Consider the following 19,332-nt stretch of genomic DNA (forward strand, 5'->3'; position numbering starts at 1 on the left):
TGGCAACGTTTCAACTGAAACTGTGAGAAAATATATCGAAGGACAGCGGAATAAATAATATGGAACACTCGTAGCCTGAAGGCTACAACTGCGTTTCATCCCAGGCTTAAAAGACCGGGTTTCTCACGCGACGCGCTATAGCGAGCCGGACGATCGCACACCGACAGTAAAAGCCAAACCGAGATGAGCCCGATCGCACTTACCCCCGCATAGCAAAAATAATCAAGATTGATGTGGTAGACTAGGAAAAATAGTTTTAAATCCGCACGCTCGGAAGGAAGCAAAACTATGTCAATTTTTAAGCGATTTCCTACATCTGTCCGCTATCTAATAGCGCGGTTGCGCCACTGGACGCAACCCGCCGTTTGGGCTCCCTTAGCCGTGCTGTGTGCGGGGGGGTTATTTATCTGGGAGGTCTCTGTAAATCCAGAAAGGTTGAGTATAGATGGCGAAGAAGAACCAGCCTCAAACACTCCAGCTTCGCTATCGGGACTATCTGCTGAAGATACCGCCATTGCGGCTGAAATCGACAGCTCACCAGTGCTAGTCAATCAGTTTAATGGCTCTACTGCTTCTGAACTGAACTTGTTAAATTCATCAGTAGTAAAAAGCAAAGGTTTATTCGAGGAACTTCGAGATCGGGACTTAGAAACTCCTCAGCCATCTTTAGCCCCCAAGCGGGTAGGAAGCAGCGGATTTTTCTCCTTGTCAAATTTAGCAAATTCTGCTGTCGAGGCCGGAAACAATAACCCCCAAAATTCCACCTTGCCAAGTTCAAACGCAACATCAGCGTTGAGTTTATCTGGCAGTGGGAGACTGACTTCCGGGATAAAAACGATCAAGCCTGAGTCTGGGGGTACAGCGACAGCAACTTTATCGCAGGCGTCGAGTGATGCTAATTCAGATAAACAAAACGAAAATTCTCTGCCTTTGAGTCCGCTGCAAGCAGCTATGAAAAAATACGTCGTTGCTAACACTTCGCCAACGGCGGCTTCGGCTGAAAAAACAGCAGACTCGGCTAAATTGCTCGATCGACCAGCTTCCGATCCGGCGGCAGGAAATGCCACAAATTTGCTCCCAACGACCGCTACAGCTCAAAGTGGAGCCAATCCAGTGAATGTTCCCACAGCACTTCTCCCACTTGTGGCTCCGACAAATACTGTGAGCAAGGAATCTCAAGAATTCTTAAAACCGACAGCGACAGTCCCTGAATCATTAGCGGGGTTAACTTCCCGAGTACCGAGCCTTCCCGAAATTAATGCAGGGGCTGCAACGGTGGCTTTGCCGAAAAATCCCTACCAAACTAATTTATCTGGCTCAGGCTTCGCACCTGAAGTTCAACCTGTGGCACTTCCAGTAGCCATACCTTCGCCAACACCTCTACTTCCAAATGCCGCTCAATCTCCCTTTCCGAATGTGATTGGGGGAAGTAAGATAATTAGCCCTCAATTCTCTCCCAATTCAGCGAATTCTCAATTTCAAACACCTCCACCGAGTCAGCTTAATTTGCCGCAGCAGCCTAACTTTGGATTTGTTCCCCAAAACGCAAATCAGGGCGTGCAGCCCATTCAACCTCAAACTTTTTCTACACCCCGCTCCCTGGCTCCGGGACGCTACATTGGTGGTGGCGAAATCAATACTTTTTCTAATCCTTAAAAGAAGGAAGTTCTGCGACGAAAAATATATTATCAATTCCCAATACTTAGGCTACGCTGTTCCTGCCCCTCGAATTCGGTTTTCCTCAGCGTAGTCGAAGGGAAGGGAGCCGAAGGCAGTCGAAGTTCCGAATTACCCATTTCCCAATGTTAGCGGTAAAACTTACCGAGCGGCAGCCCGCACCAACAACAATCCCCCGATTCCCAAGCCAAACACGATAGGCAACCAAGCCGAAAGAATCGGAGTCAAAACAGCTTTCACACCCATAGAACTGGTGATGAAAGAAAATACGTAGTAAGTAAAAATCACAACTACGCTAATACCAAAACTCGTTCCTCGACCGGAGCGACGCGGTTGAGTTCCCAAAGCTGCTCCCACTAAACCAAATACCATGCACACGAAAGGAAAAGCATATTTTTCTTGAATTCGCACCTTTAATTTGCGAATTTGCGGTTCGTCGCCACTGTTTTTAAGGATATCCAAACGCTCTAAGGCTTGGGCAATGTTCATTTCCTTAAAATCCCGCGCTCTCGCAGCTAAATCTAAGGGCGTGCGGGGGAGTTGCAATTGCTGGTGTTGAAACCTAACTATATTGCGGTAAGAGCCGTCAGGAGCAACTATATAAGCGGTTCCGTTGAAAAAATCCCAGGTATTTTCTGAGGGATTCCAAGTAGCGGATTCTGAAGAAACGATTTGATTGAGGCCTGGGGTGGAGCGATCGATAATTGTTAAACCTTTCATTTGCTGGCCGTCAAATTGTTCTGCATAAAAAAAGCGGGCGAGGATTTCGTCGCCGCCTTTTTCGGGTTTGCGAAATTCTGTGTAGATAATATTTCTATCTTGAAATGTCGGTTTTTCTCGCTTGAGGGCTCTGTCTAAAGTCAGAGTTGCTCTGTAGCTGGCGGCGGGTACAACTAACTCTTGCAAACCAAAAGTTAAGCCTGCAACAATTAAACTCATGATCACAGCAGGCAGTATTAATCGGTAAACGCTAACTCCGCAACTGCGAAGGGCGATAAGTTCGCTGTCGCTGGACATTCGGCTGTAGGCCATTAAGGTTGCTAGCAGCATTGACATGGGGAAAGCCAATACTACGAAGTAGGGAATTTGCAGGAGAAAAATTTCTATGGCTGCGCTGTAGGGGAGGCCGGATTCTGCTACTCTGCGGACTAATTCAAATAAAGCTCCAACTGTGACGGCGACGGATGTAAAGAGTCCGACGCCAAAGAGAAATGGCCCGATTAGTTCTTTGGTAATGTACCAGTCCATTACTGAAATTCTCGGCAGCCAGTTGATGGGATTCAAAGAATTGGATATTGCTATTTTCATAGTTTGGGCTTTTTGCAGTTTGCTCCTCAATCTAACATCTCAAATCTAAAATTATGGCAATGGGGAATGCCTTCAAAAGACTATCGCACGAAGTTGTCGCCTAAGTAATACTGACGCACTAAAGGATTACTGTAGAGTTCTTCTTCAGCCCCGGAGGCTAAAATTTGGCCGTCTCGCATGATGTAGGCTCGATCGGTAATTTCGAGGGTTTCTCGGACGTTGTGATCGGTGATGAGGATGCCGATTTTACGATCGCGCAATTTAGCAATAATGGTTTGAATTTCGTCTACGGCGATCGGATCGACGCCTGCAAACGGTTCGTCTAAAAATAGGAACATCGGGCCGTCTCGCCCAGCGGCTAATGCTCTGGCCAGTTCAGTCCGCCGCCTTTCTCCCCCCGATATTTGAATTCCCAAACTAGATGCTATTTTTTCTAAGCGAAATTCTTGCAATAGGAAATCGACTCGCTCGCGCCATTCCCAGCGTGGCACTTGAGTTTGTTCTAAAACTAACAAAATGTTGTCCCGCACGCTCATGTTTCGGAAAATGCTTGCTTCTTGAGCGAGATAGCCAATTCCCAAATGCGCTCGCTGGTGCATCGCCAATTTAGTGATGTCTAAATCGTTTAGCCAAACAGTTCCTTGATTGGGTTTTTCTAATCCGGTTGCTATGTAAAATGTTGTGGTTTTGCCGGCACCATTGGGGCCAAGCAGTCCTACGATTTCTCCTTGGGCTACCGACAGGTTGACGCGACTAACTACATTGCGTTTTCCGTAGGATTTGTGAATATTTTCGAGTACAATTTTCATTTTCGCTCCCGGCAACCTCTACAAGCTAAATTTCAGACTGCGGCTTTGTGCGATCGAGTCTCTAATTTAAATTTTACCTTTTCAAGTTTGTGAGTTTTATAAAGACGAAATTTCGCATCTATCCCAAGTAGTATGTTTTGGCTGAGGCGAAATTTCGCTGCTGCAAGCCACTGTTACCGGGGGGCTGAAGTTGGACGTGGGGAGCCAACTGTATTTTGGGCTGCCGCATCTTGTTCCGGGGCAACCAGATAGACTGATTCTACCTGTCCTGGGTTGTCTGGCAGGGCAATAAACCGCCCTTCGTCGATCAGGTATGTTATGGTTTCGCCGCGTAGGCTGTTGCCCTGCTGCAATACGTAAACATCTCCGCTGAGAATGATCCGGCGCTCGCGGCTGAAATATTGAGCTTGAGCTGCGGTTGCTTGTATTTGGCGGGCTGGATAGTTGATTTGGACGTTGCCGCGGGCAGTCACGATGCCGGTTTTGGAGTCGGCTTCTTGAATGTCCGATCGCACGCTGAGAGTGCGGGGCGGCCCGGCTTGCGGGTAGGTGGGAGAGGCGATCGCGCCTGCCAGAGTCAGGGGCAACAGCAGCGATAATCCTTTGAATATGCGGGAATTGAGCAGTTTAGCGGAGGGCATCATAAGCTTGGAGCCTCAATATTTGTGAAATTACTGAAGGGCATTATATCCAGTTAGATATTTTATCTTAACGGCCAGAAAGATTCCCGTGAGGTCGATCGATTGACCCGATAGTCTCAACCAATTATCCTAGCAAGACAACAGCGAATTTAATTGGCTATTTTGCTGAGTGGCTGCAACTCTCTTACCCAGAAACCGGCAAGATACTCGTTCCACAGTCAATTAATCTGCTTGGGCAGCCAGCCCTCCTCTGTGTAGAGGCTAAGTATACTGCACCCTAATACAAACATTTATTTAACTTTTTGGTACTTTGATAATTAGCGGCAATTGCAAGCCTGCAACTTCTGTACCTGCGAACAACTGTACAAATTTAGCTACTTCTTCCGGGCCAGCTTGTTGCAAAGCGCTCAAAAGTTTAGCACTTTGTCCGAGCAAGTGTTCAACAGCAATTCCAGCATAACTAGGCTGATAATAACTGAGCCGATTTATTCCTTCTCCCAGCAATATGACTGCACCGCGCCAGTTTTGATTTCCTAAGTGATAAAGCGCGACCGCAATTTGCAAGATTCCCTGATAAAACCTTTTTTCCTGCTCGCAGGCTTCCATCCACAAAGCCTCTAAAGTATCGTGACAAGCGTAAAATTCTTGGCTGTTAAACTGTTCAATACCTTGCCAAAACTCGATCGGGATTTCCTCTGTCATTCGATTGGGGATTGGGGATTTTCGATGGCGGATATATGTTTGAGTAGGCGGCGATCGATTGTTTTTTAATAGCTAAGTCTTAAAAACAGGAAAACTTCCGAATTATTTTCAAAACTACTGCCATTTCACGACCGCCTACTTAACCGATTACATAGTATCTCTGACAGCTTGAATCTGATCCATTCCTATTTCCTGATTAGTTCCAGCGAAATCGTTATCTGGCGTCAGAAATAACATACAGTGACACTCTTTGCGCTCGCGCATGGGAATGCAGGGACAGTTCCAGTAGGCGGCTTTTACTTCGGCTTCTTTATCTTCGTAATGGCGACAAGGGCATAAGGGAGCGCCTAGTTCATCCTTGTGTTTTGCTAGTCCTTCTATCACGACAGCAGTGACGGAAGGTTCAGAACAAAAGAAAGTTCCCGTGCGCTTGGCATAGGTTTCGGAGAAATTCTTCATCGCCTCCAAAGTTTTTTCGTTGGAGAGTTTAGATTTTTCTGTTGTGTTCATAGTTTAGGATCGGAGTTGAGGATGCTACGAGCTTTTGACAATTGTAGCGCAGAATGTGATTTTAAACACTTGTATATTTCTGTTTACTTACAAGGAGAAAAACCTTGACAAAGATTGAGTTTTAGGTTGTTGGTTTTTTAGTGGTTTTTCTCTATCCCGGAGGGTGCGCGAAACTGGCTGCAGACCAGGTTTTTGGAGCAGCCAAAAGATTTGGGCGATCGATCGTCCTCAACTATCATCCCCCAAAGGGGATTAAAATCGGATAAGATAGCACGGCGCTCTTTCTGTGACGGCTATAGGCATGGCATCTGATGGCAACTTCCCCGAACCGCACCCACAGCAAAAAATCTCCTCCTTCTGGGCTGATTTGGCCGGATAACACCGAGTTAGTCGGATTAGTGTTAGAGTTGACCCCCCGCGCTGCTAGCTATCTGTACGCGCAGTATGCTATAGGTTTGCACGCTTGGTTTTTAGGTCAAGTACAGCAAACTGACCCGAATTTATCGAAACTTTTGCACGATGAACAGTCAGAAAAAGCCTTTACTATTTCGGGATTGGAAGGTGATTTGCTCCCCGGTGGCAAAGAATTTCAGCTTTTGGGCGATCGAATTTATCGCTGGTACGTAACAGGACTTTCCAAGCCAGTAGTGCAGTGGCTGAGTCAGTGGCTACAAAATTTGCCTCAAGAGATAGATTTGCGAAATGCTCCGCTGCTAATTCGCTCTTGGGATATTGTTTCTACACCCACCACTTACGAGCAATTATTAACAGCAGAAACTCCATTTTCGCCAACCATCAAACTTAGTTTCGTGACTCCTACAAGCTTTCGTAGCAAAGGCTATCACTTCCCTTTGCCAGTTCCCGAAAATGTTTTTCACAGCTATTTGCGTCGCTGGAATAACTTTTCTGGGGTAAATTTTGACCAAGCAGAATTTTTGAGTTGGATTGAGGAAAATGCAATTATTAGCCGCCACAAATTGGAGTCGCAAAAGGTAGCAGCGGGCAAAAAAGGCATGGTAACGGGATTCACTGGGGCTGTGGAATTTGGGCTAGGGCGATCGGCTCACAATCGCCCTGATTTTGTACAATTATTTTATGCTTTGGGGCGGTTAGCGCCTTATTGCGGCACGGGCCACAAAACAACTTTTGGATTGGGACAAACGCGAGCACAATGGTTGACAGAAGCGCTACCTGAAGTGTCAATACAAAGCGTCTTGGGGGCACGAATAGAGGAATTGACCAAGAAGTTTATGGCACTGAGAAAGCGTAAAGGTGGAAGTCGCGCTGCTGAGATTGCGGAAACTTGGGCGACGATTTTGGCGCGCCGGGAATTGGGGGAATCTTTGTTTGATATTGCTGCTGATTTAGAAATGCCTTATGAAACTGTGAAAACTTACGTGAAGTTGGCAAGAAGGGCTTTGAAAGTGGAGGAGTAGAGGGCATTGGGCATTGGGCATTGGGCATTGGGCATTGGGCATTGGGCATTGGGAATGACTGTTGAATGATGAGTGATGACTACTGACTACTGACTAATGACTAATGACTGCTGACTAAGGACTCTTAGTAAATAGATATATGTCGTCTCGCTGATATTTTAGTTGAAATTGAGGGGTGTTTTTTAGTTTAGTTATGAGGTTTTCCACAAAAGCTTTATCGCTCATCCAGCCAGGGTAGCGCAAATTCAGCAATACATAATCAAATTCTGCGAGATTTGCCGGCGGTGCGTTAGCCAGAGTTAATTTGACTACAGGGCGGTGCGCTAAGTGCGGAGCAATCTGAGCAGTTGTTAAAACACTGCCTTTGGTTTCAACAAGAGAAATTGCTTCTCTCGTAGCTGGCAAAGTGTCGAGCCCATTTAAATAAATACTCCAAAAATAGCCGTATTTCGCTAAAGCTAAGAAAGCAATCAACGACCAAATTACAATGACTCTAGGCAATGGATAATTAGCAAGTGGCAATCTATCAAATATTGTTTTTCCCTTTTGCTGATTGCTAGCTGCTAAACTGGAAATTACGGCAACCAAAAAAAACGGCAATATCGGCACAGAATATTGATGAATTAAATCGCGCTGAGCGGGGATATCGGAAAGAATATTCATCGCCAACATCGGCACAGCACTAATTAAAGATGACAGATGACGCGGGGACAACCACCAAATTACAGGTAATACCAATAACGCTAAATATCCAAAAGTATCTAAAGAAAACAAACGCCCTAAAACTAGATTGGGCTTGACTATTAAATTAATAGCAATTTCCAAAACCGAGTTTCCCAAATATTGATATCGCCCGATTCCCGCGTGTTCTCTTCCCTGATTAAAATACGGTATAACTGCCTGAGTAACTACCAGAAACCAACCCGCCCCTAGAAAGAGAGCTATGAGCCCACAATTGCGTTTTTTGTCAAAACAAAACAGCCAAAAACCCATCGCAGCCACAGTTAAAGATAGCACGGCTTTGCAGCTCAAAACTAATACAATAGCAGCACAAAACCACAAGGTTTTATTCAGCCTCGCGGCTAAGATTGCTCCTAGCAGTGCTGGTAAAGCAATGACTTCTGGGTGGAAGTCGAAGAGGTTGACATTAAATACTGCGGGATAAAGCAGATATATGGCTGAAATTGCAATTGCTTTCCCTTCGTTTAATCCCGCTTGACGTGCCAAACTCCAACTCGGCCAAGCGCCTAAAGCTAGGGAAACAGCTTGCACTAAAAAAAGCCAGTGAACATCTGGATATATTTTGTACAGTAAAGCTAGTGGATAGAAAATAAAAGCGGCGTGATCCCCCCAAATATTTATTGCCATTAAAGAGGAAAATGGCGTTTGATTTTGGGCTATTAAATAAATTGCTTGGTCAAAAATTGCTAAGTCGAATGCAGTTGACTGAAACAAAGCGTGCCGCGCGCTGCTGGCGGTAAATAAGACTATCGTCGTCACGACAATCATTAAAAATACTGGATGAGATTTTAGGGATTTTAAAGTTAGCATTTTATTGGTTTAATCAGCCCTTCGTTTAAATAGCAGGACTTCGTTTTTTTGATAATTTAATTTAAAATCGGGAGAAGTTTTAAGTTTATTTGCTAAAGTAGCACCAAGTTTTTCAGTATCAGGCCAGGGATGGCGCAGGTTTAATAATATGTATTGAAATTCAGCTAAATTTGTTTGGGGCGAAATTTGTGACAGCAATTTTACTATTGGGCGGTGGGCGAAGTGAGGGGCAAGTCTATTATCGGTTAAAATGCTGCTTTGGGATTGAACTTGTGTGGCTGCTTCGCGTGTAGCTTGCCAGGTATCTAGTCTATTTAGGTACAGATAAAAATCTTTATATTCGCCCACACCTAGGAAAATTAGTAATGACCAAATTATCATGATTCTCGGCAATTGAATTCCCCGCCAAAGTTGAGAAATTCGGAAGTTTTTAATTGGTGGCAGATTGACCCATGTTAAAAAATGTTGCTTATTTGCTTTATCCTCTTCCTGGTTGCCTTTTATTTCTTCCCTATTCCTTGTTTCTTCCTTCGCGATTACTGCTAAAAATAAAAATGGAATTATAGGCACTGAATACTGATAGGCTAAGCTGCGTTGAAATGACAAGTCAGAGAGGATATTGATCAGCAGGGTAGGGATGGCAGGAATTAGCGCTGTTAAATATTGTAGGCGTAGTTTCCCTGAAAATGGCAATAGCAGCCAAATCACAGGTAAGGTGAGGAGAAATAAATATTTGAATGTATCAAAGGAAAGGATTTTTCCTAATACTAACTGTGGTTTTAATATGAGATTGATGATAATTTCTAGTACAGATTTCCCTAAATAGCCGTAGCGCCCGACTCCAGCGACTTCGCTGCCGCTAAAGAAGGGGATGATTTTCTGGGTAGCTATCAAAAACCAAGCTGCACCTAGCAAAAGTGCGATCGCCCCGTACCGTTGCTTTTTTTCGCAAAAAAACAGCCAGAAGCCAATAGCAACAACGGTTAGGGACAAAACCGCTTTGCAACTGAGAACTAACAGAATCGCGGTACAAAACCACACAATTTTATTTAAACGCGCCGCCAAAATTGCTGCCAAAAGTGCGGGTAAAGCGATTACTTCCGGGTGAAAATCAAATAAATTGATGTTAAATACCACCGGATAGAGCAAATAAATCAATGCGATCGCACGGGATTGTTCTTGATTTAAACCTGCGAAACGCGCTAAACTCCAGCTAGGCCAAGCGCCTAGGGATAATGCAACTGCTTGTACCAACAGCAGCCAATGCACATCTGGGTAAATTTTGTACAGCAAAGCTAGCGGATAATAGATTACCGCTGCGTGATCGCCCAAAATATGAATCCCCATTAAAGAAGAAAAAGGCGTTTGGTTTTGGCTGATTAAGTAAATTGCTTGGTCAAAAATTCCCAAATCGAAAGCAGTTGATTGGAATAAAGCGTGGCGTAAACTGCTACACAAAAAGAAAATTGCCGCAGCAGTCGCGATCGCCCAAACCAAACTCGACGGTAGCTGCGATCGACCTTCGTCTCTATTTTCGGCGATCGAGACACTGATGTCCTCACGGTCATCAGCAACATTTTCCCTATTCTGCATGAAATCTGGCACTAGGTGGTCAATCGATTTTAGATTTTAGATTTTAGATTTTAGATTGAAGCATTGACCCCACGGATAAATTCGGGGGCTCCTTTATCGGATACAGGTTTTTTATTTCTGGGTCCTGAGTCTGCTTTCGGAATGAGTCCGGGGGCTTGTATCCTGGATGCTTTCGGTCACTCAAAATATGATTCCATCGAATGTGCTTTCCACGCAATAGTTAACCACTAATTTTTATCCCCGCAATCGTAATATTAGAATAATCCACAAAACATTAAAAAATTGTGAAAGCAATAACTCTTCTCGGTTCCACAGGCTCGATCGGCACTCAGACTCTGGATATTGTAGCTCAATACCCCGATCAATTTCGGATTGTCGGGTTAACCGCCGGACGAAATGTAACCTTGCTGGCCCAGCAAATTCGCCAGTTTAGACCGGAAATTGTCGCGGTTTGCGACGAAGATAAATTACAGGAATTGAAGGATGCGATCGCAGATCTCGACCCTCAACCTATTTTACTTGCGGGCGAGTCAGGCGTTGTCGAAGTTGCCCAATACGGCGACGCTCAAGCCGTCGTCACCGGCATAGTTGGCTGTGCCGGTTTGCTGCCAACAATTGCGGCTATCAAAGCAGGCAAAGATATCGCCTTAGCCAATAAAGAAACATTAATCGCAGGGGGCCCCGTTGTCAACCCCTTAATCGAAAAATACGGCGTTAAAATATTACCTGCTGACTCGGAACATTCGGCAATTTTTCAGTGCCTCCAAGGTGTTATGGTTGGCGGGCTGCGACGAATTATTCTCACTGCTTCGGGCGGTTCTTTTCGAGATTTGCCGATCGACAAATTAGCAGAAGTAACAGTAGCCGATGCTTTGAAACATCCGAATTGGTCGATGGGGCAGAAAATCACGATCGATTCTGCTACTTTGATGAATAAAGGATTAGAAGTAATTGAGGCTCATTACTTGTTCGGGATGGATTATGACGACATTGATATTGTCATCCATCCTCAGAGCATAATTCACTCGTTAATTGAGCTGCAAGATACCTCGGTTTTGGCGCAATTGGGGTGGCCAGATATGCGTTTGCCGCTGCTTTACGCTTTGTCTTGGCCGGAACGAATTCATACAGATTGGAAACGGCTGGATTTGGTAAAAGCTGGGGATTTAACTTTCCGAGAACCCGACCACGAAAAGTATCCTTGTATGCAGTTGGCTTATGCGGCGGGACGTGCGGGCGGTTCGATGCCTGCGGTGCTGAATGCGGCAAATGAACAGGCGGTAGCGCTATTTTTGCAGGAGAAGATTCAGTTTTTGGATATTCCGAAGCTGATTGAGAAGGCGTGCGACAAACATCAAACCGATAACTGTGAAAGTCCTGGTTTAGACGATATTTTGGCGGCGGATCGGTGGGCGCGGCAGGAAGTTTTGGCAGATAGTATGGAATTGGGCGATCGTATTCTTTCGGTTCGCTAATTGTATCAGCCGACTTGCACTTACCCACAAGCTCGCCGGGAATTAATTCCCCGTCTCATAGCTAAAGTCGGTTGAAATTGAGATATTGCACCATTTTCAATAAGGCTTTTATGAACGGGCAAGATGCCCGTTCCACAAAGAATGAATTTCTTGTGGAACAAGCATCTTGCCTGCTGCTGACAATGCTACAACATCTCAGTTGAAACCGACTGCCCAACCTTGATAAATATCTAGTCCTCTTTCAGAGGACTGTCTTCTATGAGACAGGGGTTTTTAACCCCTGGCGGACTATACCAAAAAGTGCAAGATATCAGCTAAAGCCAAATCAAAGTTTTGCCATCTCATTCTTCAATCCCTTGATAAAATAGAGCTATGAGTCCCATTCCTAGAAGCAACCAATGCAAACTGAAACTAAATCAACAGTATTTGAACTGAATCAATTAATTGTCCCCCCCGGCAATAAAGTGCAGTTACAAAACGTTAGCTGGGAAATGTACTCGTCTATCCTAGACGAGTTAGGAGAAGGTTACGCCATTCGACTTACTTATTACAAAGAAACATTGGAAATCAGAATGCCACTACCCAAACATGAAAAAGCTAAGTCATTGATTGGCGACTTCGTTAAGTTAATGCTGGAAGAACTTAATATTGATTGTGAAGTTTTAGGTTCCACTACTTTCAAAAGCCAAGATATGCAGAGCGGTGTAGAACCTGACGATTGTTTCTACATTCAGAACCAAGCTGCTGTCAGAGGCAAGGATCGAATAGATTTAACAGTAGACCCGCCTCCGGATTTAGCGATCGAGATTGACAACTCCTCACAAACCGCTTTAAACAGCTATCAAGCTTTGAAAGTGCCGGAACTTTGGAGATATGACGGGCGAACCCTTAAAATTTATCTGCTTCAAGAGGGAAAATATACTGAGTCCGATACCAGCCAAAATTTCCCCGAATTTCCCATTATTAATGTAATTCCCGAATATGTCGATCGCGCCAACACCCAAGGCAGAAGCCCGACAATCAGAGCATTTCGAGCTTGGGCTAAAGAACAACTACAAATCAAAGACTCCGTTGAGAGCGGGTTTTACTAACTCCCCACTTTCGCAGCCAAATCAGCCGCACTCATCTTTTCGTACATTTCAAAAGGTTGGTGAATCCAAGGATTGTCAGCCAAATAATCTACATAATAATCCGGCTTGGCAACAGAACAAGCCTTGTACCAAAGCACAGCAGTCCGAATTTCCTGAATATCTTCCCCGTAGCGGTTCTTCAGCCAAGCGATACCTTGGTGCAAACTAATTCCCGAATCCACCAAATCGTCAACCAGGAGAATGCGGCTGCCCAAATTATCGCCCACCATTGTCAAATCGCGGGCAAACTCGATCGCACCCCGGACATTTCCCTCGGCCCCACCATAGGACGAGGCAGCTAAAATGGCCAGAGGTTTGCCGAAAATCCGCGACAGAGTATCCCCAACCCGCAGCCCTCCCCTCGCCAGACAGACAATTCGATCGAATTTCCATTGAGATTCCTCAATTTTTACAGCCAAATCCTCAATTTTCCGATGGTACTCAGGCCAAGAAACGTAAAGGTCGCTCATCAAAAAAATGGGTCTGAAACCCCGTCCTTATAGGACGGCTTTACATGAATTTTTGTTAATATATACCATTTCACACAAGACGTGCTAGTATGTGAAATAGCGTACTTAAGGTCAGCATGACATTAAAAGCCTTCAGCTATCGATTCTACCCAACGCCGGAACAAGAAAGTTTGTTGCGACGTACTTTGGGTTGTGTTCGTTTGGTCTACAACCGTGCTTTAGCCACAAGAACGGAAGCTTGGTACGCAGAACACAAACGGGTAGGCTATGCTGAGACTTCTTCCATGTTAACCGAATGGAAGAAAACTGAAGAACTAGATTTTCTGAACAAAGTGAGCTGCGTGCCACTGCAGCAATGCTTGAGACATTTACAAACGGCTTATACCAACTTTTTTGATGGGCGGGCACAATATCCTAACTTCAAAAAGAAACGCAACGGTGGTAGTGCAGAATTTACCAAATCAGCATTCAAGTTCAGAGATGGACAAGTCTACCTAGCAAAAAGCACACAAGCTTTACCAATTCGCTGGAGCCGGACACTACCTGATGGTGCAACACCATCAAGCTTAAGCGTAAAGCTGGCACCATCAGGTAGGTGGTCAGTTTCTCTGCTGGTAGAGGTTGAAATTGAAGCATTACCCAGAACAGATAATCAAGTCGGTATCGACCTGGGAGTTAAAAGCTGGCTCACTCTAAGCACTGGCGAAAAGATTGCCAATCCCAAAGGACTCAAGGCAAAGTATCGCAATCTTAGAAAAGCGCAAAAATCTTTAAGTCGCAAACAAAAAGGGTCAAACAACCGTCATAAAGCACGACTAAAAGTAGCGAAAGTGCATCAAGAAATTACTGATGCAAGGAAAGATAATCTTCACAAGTTAACAACGCGGTTGGTGCGTGAAAACCAAACCATCGCCGTAGAAGACTTAGCTGTGAAGAATATGGTTAAAAACCGGAAACTAGCCGCTTCTATAAGTGATGCAAGTTGGGGGGAATTAGTCAGACAACTAGAATACAAGTGCGATTGGTACGGTCGTACTTTAATTAAGATTAACCGATGGTTTCCGAGTTCAAAACGGTGTGGTAATTGCGGACACACCGTTAACAAGATGCCGTTGAATATCCGGGAATGGGATTGTCCTAATTGCCACACTCACCATGACCGAGATATTAATGCGGCAAAAAATATTTTGGCGGCAGGGCTTGCCGTGTCAGTCTGTGGAGCGACTGTAAGACCTGAACAGAGTAAATCTGTTAAGGCTGGTGCGAAACCCCGTAAGGGACAGAAGCAGAAACCTGAATCGTGAGGTTTGGGAATCCCCGTGCGTTTACGCCTGGGTGGATGTCAATCCTAATATTATTGAAATATCAAAGGTATTATTAATTATTTTGGGGAAAATGACATGGATGCAGATGAACTTCTCAGACGGTATACAGCCGGAGAACGGGTTTTTCACAAAGTAGACCTGAGCGGTGTCCATATGTCAAGGACAAATTTGCGCGATATTGACCTGAGTCACGCTAATTTAAAAGGTGCAAATTCGATCGGTCTCACCCTCTACAGAGCTAATCTGTATCAAGCAGATATCAGTCAAGCCAACCTCTCCCAAGGCAACCTCATGTCCGCTAATTTTGGCGAATGCGAGGCGGTGGGAGCGAACTTGAGCGGAGCCATCTTGCGGAGTGTCGTCTTCAGCGGGGCCGATTTAACGGGGGCGAGTCTCAGGGGTGCAGACATGAGAGATGCAAACCTTCAGGGGGCAATTTTAATTCAAGTTTATGCAGTTAACGCTAACTTGCAAGGTGCAAACTTGACAGAAGTAAAGCTTTGCGGAATCAACCTGAGCAAAGCAAATTTAACGGATGCGAACTTAACACAAGCTGACCTCAGCCGTGCTAACCTAACTCAAGCAAATCTGAGTTGGGCTAATTTGACGGAAGCAAATCTGGAAAAAGCTGATTTGAAGGGAGCCGATTTGAGCGGAGCTAACTTGAGCTGTGCAAATCTCCATCAAGCAGATTTGAGCGGAGTTTCCCTTAAGGGAGCAAATCTCCGGGGAGCAAACTTGCATCAAGCTTCTTTGCGCGGGACAAATTTGAATGAAGCGAATCTGAGAGAGGCCATGATGCCTGACGGCACAATCTGTGACTAAATAAGCTGAGAAAATAGAAGTTAAAACCGCAGGGTGCCTGTGGCGGCACCCTACATTTAGGCTAATGCCTGATTTTTTTAAGGGGATTTAATTCTGCCTTCAAGTGACAGTGCATTTAAAGAGTAGTGGCAAAAAAATTAGAACCGAGTTTAATCTACAACCTTCAGCCAGCCCCGGCGAACTGCGTGGAGCAAGCGGTTGATGGCTGTTTGATCTTCTTCGGTAAGACAGTCATTTAACAGCGCTGTCTTGAGCTGTTGTCGGTGAGTAGGAGTCAGCAGACCGGAGTGATATACCTGAAAGACTAGCTCTGCAATAGTAAATTGAGGTAACAGCGTTTGGGTTTTCATCATGTGTTTTTTCTTTGAACTCACTTTTGACAGTATTAACTAATTTTTCCAAAATTTATGTGATTCAACTACGGGAGTAAATGTGATCGATTGGCTCTTGATGAGTGATTTGTGTCAGCAGAACTTGGGAACCTGATATTTCCTCGATCGCCCTGCTACTTGAAACATAAACCCTGTCCCGATTCCTTGCTTCTGGCAACCCCCACGTCTCTAATTTTGGTTAAGAAACGGTGACAAATACATTAATATTTATCTATTAAGAGATTACTAATGACTGCTAGCGAAATCGCTCTGCTTAATTCAAGGTAAAACTTTTAGCCTGTTTATAAGCCCGCTTTTACCTACATTTACCTAGTTTCTTGCTGTGGTCTTTGTTCCGTGGATATACTTAATAACCCGCCCAAAGACAGATACAATTTTCCGATAAAAGCGGGCATCCGCCCCAAATTTTAACCTTTAGTTCAAGCTCCCAGATTCATATGTGAAGTCAATCTAAAATCTAAAATCTAAAATCTAAAATCTAAAATCTAAAATCGACTAACTGCTTAAAATCAAAAATCCCGGCTTCTTCAAGAAACCGGGTCGAGCTTTTCGAGCGCAGTAAATTTTTTTTTTTGAGAGGGTTAATGGAGCGACCTACTCACTTCAATCTTATTGTTGGCAAAGCTTGACAGGAGAGAAAGTAGAAATACTCATCTCAACTTTTTGTGTGAGGAGACTAATCGGAAATCCTGACCCATCCGCGGCGGATGGCGTGCAGCAGGCGGTTGACTGCATCTCTGGCGTCTTCGCTGAGAGCGCTTTGGCAGAGTTCGCGCAATCCGTGGCTTTGAGTGCGAGTCAGATTGCCTGAATTGGTGACTTGATAGAACAGTTCAGCGATCGCCCGATCAGATTTTAAAGTCAGAGCTTGCATGAAATCTCGTTGAACTCGACTATTATAATATCGAGCATTTGACAAAAGAGTAGGGTGATTGCAGTCGGGTAAGCTGTGTGATCGTTCTTGGCTCGATTTGTGACCGAAGTCTGCCAGTATACGTGATTTAAATCACAGCAAACCCAAGACCTCGATCGCATAAGCTATGATTGGGGTGGTAGCCTCAAGGTTTGACAAAACCTCGACAAGCCCTGAACGCAAGAAGACCTTTAGCGCCTCGCGCCGCCCAGCAGGAGTAAGTCAGCTCAACATCGCAGGCTCTGGACTTGGATAGCTGTGAAACTTTGGCTTTTAGACACTTGCAGCTTGCAGCTCAGGGCATAAAGTTGCGATCGGCGAGCCACGGCCTGAGATACAATAATTATAAATACTTCTATCCCATCTATAGACAGGGAGGTAAAAAAATGATAATGATTAGCTACTTTTCGATTGCCTTAATCGTTTTTCTTGTTTGGTTCAAAAGTTTTTGGAATGATACTGCGACATCTAAAAAAGACGTGATATCTTGGATAGCCTTAATAATCGGCCCTCTGGTTTGGCCTGTTGTTCTGCCCCTATCCCTTTTGCAAATTACCAGCAAAAAGTCTGTCGTACAAACAGCTCGATGCGAGCAAGAATTATAATAAATTGTGGAAGTAACTGGATTCAACACACTCGCTTATCTCTTCCTAAATTATTCTGCCTGCATCGCTCTTGGCAGCGAGTAATTTATCTGGTTTCATGGTAAAAAAAATGCAGCGAGAAGGTAGAATCCACTAAAAATTCTGAATCCTAAAACAGTATTTTTTTACCGCTATCAAATTCTGCCTTCTGCTTTTTTACCTCGCCCAAAAACGGCTACAAGTTTCCGACAGGAGTCGGCTGCTGCCCTAAAAATGAGGCTTTTCTTCAAGCTCTCCGATTCCTCTGTGGAATAAATCTCAAATCTCAAATCGTTCAACTGAGCGAGATTGACTCACCGCTCGCCGAAGGTCTCACGCCGAAGTATCCAATTGACTGATGCCTAATTTTCTGTCACATCGTGAATTAATGGTGCGGATCAGTCAAAATTGTTCAGGCAAAATTGTCAGACTCAAATTATCGGACAGCGACCACAACTTTTTTACCCAAAAATTATTTACCACCTCAACCAAGCTCAAAATTAATATGCAATCTAACATAGCCTGTTGCTTGCAAAAATATAACTTAAGACATATTTTCGCCTGCCGCTGACCAACTTAAGAATTTTCATGACTTCCGGCAACTGCGTACCATTAATCGAAGGTGGGAAAATCCTGGCTAGGCGTGGAAAAACAGCTAGGATATTTGCCATTTAAGCTTTTTTAGCTCCATTTTTTTAAATCGTAGTAGCTTTAAACAGGAAATTGTAGAGTTCGTTTCTGCCCAAAATCCCTAACTCTTACCGCAGTTAGATAGACAATTCAAGGCAGAGACCGCAATATGAAATAGGCAACAAAAACTGTGTCACATCTCAAGTAGGACTTATTTTTGGCGATCGGGCATCCGGAGTGTATAACGCGAGCCAGCTAAATTTTTAGAGGTACGAGATGTTTGGGAACTTCTAAAAAAAAGCGCCGTCACGGTATCCAAATTAGTTATTTGCATAAAAAGTAGGAGTCAAAATGAACAAAGTATCTGAGAAACCAATTTATAGAGTTCTTAATCTATTGTCGCTGTTAGGGCTGACCTACTATGCAGCTACTTCCATCAATTATATTTTCGAGAGTGACGCTCACATCTATAGGTACGATAGCCAGAGCAATTCCAACGCTTCACCAGCGCAAATTGCAGCACACCGCTATGAATAAATAGTAGAGATTTTACCTGAATGAATGCCGAACCCAATTTCGGGGAATTGGCTAATCAATCGTTAATGTTCAGCTCGAAGTTAACAACAATTAGTAAAAAAGTCTTTCCTGAAAACTGAAGATTTTCACTCACAGGTATTAGCCCTCAAATGGGGAGCATCTCACTTTTGCAGACAAGCTAGAAATTGGAGTTGGGAGGCAGAAGGCAGGAGGCAGGAGGAAATAGGAAGAAAGAAGGAGCCAGAAGAAGTGTTTTTACAAATATGAGATGCTCCCGATCGAATTTACCACAAAAATTAACTGTTTAATGGGTTATCAAAAAAGACCAGAGTGATGAAAGGATGGCCAAGCATTTTCATCATTAAAAGCATTAATAGCTTTAGTAATCGCTTCATCAAGAACATTTGAAGGTGGATACGCTTCAGGACGGAAAATCGCTTTGATTTTTGCCCACTCTAACTAGATGGGAGATAAATCCGGCGAGTATCGAGGTAATAATTTTACTGGGGAGCCGATAGATAGCATCAAAAATTGACGGCTTCAGCATTATGAACAGGTAAATTATCCATAACTACAATTGTGCCAACCCATAACTGCGATTCATCTGTGGACTAAATCTAAAATCTAAAATTTAAAATCTAGTGACAGTACCGTCACAAATCTACCGACCCACCGTTCGTCCCAACTTCACCAAAAGACGATCGCTGCATTGTATGATGATCCGGATGGATGTGGATCATGGTTGAAATGACGGATTGTGGTTTAAAAACAGGGTTTTTTAGCCA

The 19,332-nt window shown here is 44.2% G+C and carries 17 protein-coding genes; 7 read left to right on the plus strand and 10 right to left on the minus strand.

Annotated features, from left to right (window positions below):
- Positions 1-288 precede the first annotated feature (288 nt).
- Positions 289-1,656: a hypothetical protein gene (locus tag QT979_RS24590; protein ID WP_333311952.1), complete on the plus strand. Its 1,368-nt coding sequence runs from the start codon at positions 289-291 to the stop codon at positions 1,654-1,656.
- A 162-nt stretch (positions 1,657-1,818) separates the two neighbouring features.
- Here the strand turns inward: QT979_RS24590 and QT979_RS24595 are convergent, their stop codons facing one another.
- The 5 genes from QT979_RS24595 to QT979_RS24615 form a co-directional block, all read right to left on the minus strand.
- On the minus strand, positions 1,819-2,985 hold the full coding sequence (locus tag QT979_RS24595; protein WP_333215896.1) for an LptF/LptG family permease: 1,167 nt from the start codon (positions 2,983-2,985) through the stop codon (positions 1,819-1,821).
- A gap of 80 nt (positions 2,986-3,065) precedes the next feature.
- Positions 3,066-3,794 (minus strand): LPS export ABC transporter ATP-binding protein, encoded by a 729-nt coding sequence (gene lptB / locus QT979_RS24600; protein WP_333034782.1) that lies wholly within the window; start codon positions 3,792-3,794, stop codon positions 3,066-3,068.
- Positions 3,795-3,967: 173 nt separating this feature from the next.
- On the minus strand, positions 3,968-4,438 hold the full coding sequence (locus QT979_RS24605; RefSeq protein ID WP_333231432.1) for an LptA/OstA family protein: 471 nt from the start codon (positions 4,436-4,438) through the stop codon (positions 3,968-3,970).
- A gap of 291 nt (positions 4,439-4,729) precedes the next feature.
- Positions 4,730-5,137, minus strand: coding sequence for a DUF309 domain-containing protein (locus QT979_RS24610; RefSeq protein WP_333311953.1), 408 nt, complete (start codon positions 5,135-5,137; stop codon positions 4,730-4,732).
- A 147-nt stretch (positions 5,138-5,284) separates the two neighbouring features.
- Complete coding sequence (locus QT979_RS24615) at positions 5,285-5,647, minus strand: ferredoxin thioredoxin reductase catalytic beta subunit (protein ID WP_333104114.1); 363 nt, start codon at positions 5,645-5,647, stop codon at positions 5,285-5,287.
- 311 nt (positions 5,648-5,958) lie between these two features.
- Between QT979_RS24615 and cas6 the strand changes: the two genes are divergently transcribed.
- Complete coding sequence (cas6, locus tag QT979_RS24620; RefSeq protein WP_333215902.1) at positions 5,959-7,083, plus strand: CRISPR-associated endoribonuclease Cas6; 1,125 nt, start codon at positions 5,959-5,961, stop codon at positions 7,081-7,083.
- Between the two features lie 114 nt (positions 7,084-7,197).
- Here the strand turns inward: cas6 and QT979_RS24625 are convergent, their stop codons facing one another.
- Positions 7,198-8,634: a DUF2079 domain-containing protein gene (locus QT979_RS24625; RefSeq protein WP_333311954.1), complete on the minus strand. Its 1,437-nt coding sequence runs from the start codon at positions 8,632-8,634 to the stop codon at positions 7,198-7,200.
- A 9-nt stretch (positions 8,635-8,643) separates the two neighbouring features.
- Entirely contained in the window at positions 8,644-10,227 is a 1,584-nt protein-coding gene (locus QT979_RS24630; RefSeq protein ID WP_333215906.1) for a DUF2079 domain-containing protein, read from the minus strand.
- Positions 10,228-10,511: 284 nt separating this feature from the next.
- Here QT979_RS24630 and dxr point away from each other — a divergent pair, with 284 nt between their 5' ends.
- Positions 10,512-11,702 carry a 1-deoxy-D-xylulose-5-phosphate reductoisomerase gene (gene dxr / locus QT979_RS24635; RefSeq protein ID WP_333311955.1) on the plus strand — a complete coding sequence of 397 codons (1,191 nt, stop codon included), beginning with the start codon at positions 10,512-10,514 and terminating at the stop codon, positions 11,700-11,702.
- Positions 11,703-12,100: 398 nt separating this feature from the next.
- Positions 12,101-12,793: a Uma2 family endonuclease gene (locus tag QT979_RS24640; RefSeq protein ID WP_333215910.1), complete on the plus strand. Its 693-nt coding sequence runs from the start codon at positions 12,101-12,103 to the stop codon at positions 12,791-12,793.
- Here QT979_RS24640 and QT979_RS24645 read toward each other — a convergent pair.
- Positions 12,790-13,302 (minus strand): phosphoribosyltransferase family protein, encoded by a 513-nt coding sequence (locus tag QT979_RS24645; protein ID WP_333215912.1) that lies wholly within the window; start codon positions 13,300-13,302, stop codon positions 12,790-12,792. The genes QT979_RS24640 and QT979_RS24645 overlap by 4 nt on opposite strands.
- A 116-nt stretch (positions 13,303-13,418) precedes the next feature.
- Here QT979_RS24645 and QT979_RS24650 point away from each other — a divergent pair, with 116 nt between their 5' ends.
- Both QT979_RS24650 and QT979_RS24655 read left to right on the plus strand, forming a co-directional pair.
- A complete protein-coding gene (locus QT979_RS24650) occupies positions 13,419-14,606 on the plus strand; it encodes an RNA-guided endonuclease TnpB family protein (RefSeq protein ID WP_333215914.1) in 1,188 nt (395 codons plus the stop codon).
- 96 nt (positions 14,607-14,702) lie between these two features.
- On the plus strand, positions 14,703-15,452 hold the full coding sequence (locus QT979_RS24655) for a pentapeptide repeat-containing protein (RefSeq protein ID WP_333215916.1): 750 nt from the start codon (positions 14,703-14,705) through the stop codon (positions 15,450-15,452).
- Positions 15,453-15,601: 149 nt separating this feature from the next.
- Here QT979_RS24655 and QT979_RS24660 read toward each other — a convergent pair whose 3' ends face one another.
- Together QT979_RS24660 and QT979_RS24665 are read right to left on the minus strand one after the other, a co-directional pair.
- Positions 15,602-15,802: a hypothetical protein gene (locus QT979_RS24660; protein ID WP_041622289.1), complete on the minus strand. Its 201-nt coding sequence runs from the start codon at positions 15,800-15,802 to the stop codon at positions 15,602-15,604.
- A 718-nt stretch (positions 15,803-16,520) separates the two neighbouring features.
- Entirely contained in the window at positions 16,521-16,718 is a 198-nt protein-coding gene (locus QT979_RS24665; protein WP_333056488.1) for a hypothetical protein, read from the minus strand.
- 1,643 nt (positions 16,719-18,361) lie between these two features.
- Between QT979_RS24665 and QT979_RS24670 the strand changes: the two genes are divergently transcribed.
- Positions 18,362-18,547, plus strand: a complete 186-nt coding sequence (locus tag QT979_RS24670) for a hypothetical protein (RefSeq protein ID WP_333311956.1) — start codon at positions 18,362-18,364, stop codon at positions 18,545-18,547.
- Positions 18,548-19,332: the final 785 nt, after the last annotated feature.

It is taken from the genome of Microcoleus sp. w2-18bC1 (genome assembly GCF_036700365.1).
In the GTDB taxonomy this organism is placed as follows: Bacteria; Cyanobacteriota; Cyanobacteriia; order Cyanobacteriales; family Microcoleaceae; genus Microcoleus.

What these genes read in the sequence shown, in the direction of transcription:
- QT979_RS24590 (WP_333311952.1), top strand. Translation starts at nt 289, where the DNA reads ATGTCAATTTTTAAGCGATTTCCTACATCTGTCCGCTATCTAATAGCG.
- QT979_RS24595 (WP_333215896.1), bottom strand. Translation starts at nt 2,985, where the DNA reads ATGAAAATAGCAATATCCAATTCTTTGAATCCCATCAACTGGCTGCCG.
- lptB (WP_333034782.1), bottom strand. Translation starts at nt 3,794, where the DNA reads ATGAAAATTGTACTCGAAAATATTCACAAATCCTACGGAAAACGCAAT.
- QT979_RS24605 (WP_333231432.1), bottom strand. Translation starts at nt 4,438, where the DNA reads ATGATGCCCTCCGCTAAACTGCTCAATTCCCGCATATTCAAAGGATTA.
- QT979_RS24610 (WP_333311953.1), bottom strand. Translation starts at nt 5,137, where the DNA reads ATGACAGAGGAAATCCCGATCGAGTTTTGGCAAGGTATTGAACAGTTT.
- QT979_RS24615 (WP_333104114.1), bottom strand. Translation starts at nt 5,647, where the DNA reads ATGAACACAACAGAAAAATCTAAACTCTCCAACGAAAAAACTTTGGAG.
- cas6 (WP_333215902.1), top strand. Translation starts at nt 5,959, where the DNA reads ATGGCAACTTCCCCGAACCGCACCCACAGCAAAAAATCTCCTCCTTCT.
- QT979_RS24625 (WP_333311954.1), bottom strand. Translation starts at nt 8,634, where the DNA reads ATGCTAACTTTAAAATCCCTAAAATCTCATCCAGTATTTTTAATGATT.
- QT979_RS24630 (WP_333215906.1), bottom strand. Translation starts at nt 10,227, where the DNA reads ATGCAGAATAGGGAAAATGTTGCTGATGACCGTGAGGACATCAGTGTC.
- QT979_RS24640 (WP_333215910.1), top strand. Translation starts at nt 12,101, where the DNA reads ATGCAAACTGAAACTAAATCAACAGTATTTGAACTGAATCAATTAATT.
- QT979_RS24645 (WP_333215912.1), bottom strand. Translation starts at nt 13,302, where the DNA reads ATGAGCGACCTTTACGTTTCTTGGCCTGAGTACCATCGGAAAATTGAG.
- QT979_RS24650 (WP_333215914.1), top strand. Translation starts at nt 13,419, where the DNA reads ATGACATTAAAAGCCTTCAGCTATCGATTCTACCCAACGCCGGAACAA.
- QT979_RS24655 (WP_333215916.1), top strand. Translation starts at nt 14,703, where the DNA reads ATGGATGCAGATGAACTTCTCAGACGGTATACAGCCGGAGAACGGGTT.
- QT979_RS24660 (WP_041622289.1), bottom strand. Translation starts at nt 15,802, where the DNA reads ATGAAAACCCAAACGCTGTTACCTCAATTTACTATTGCAGAGCTAGTC.
- QT979_RS24665 (WP_333056488.1), bottom strand. Translation starts at nt 16,718, where the DNA reads ATGCAAGCTCTGACTTTAAAATCTGATCGGGCGATCGCTGAACTGTTC.
- QT979_RS24670 (WP_333311956.1), top strand. Translation starts at nt 18,362, where the DNA reads ATGAACAAAGTATCTGAGAAACCAATTTATAGAGTTCTTAATCTATTG.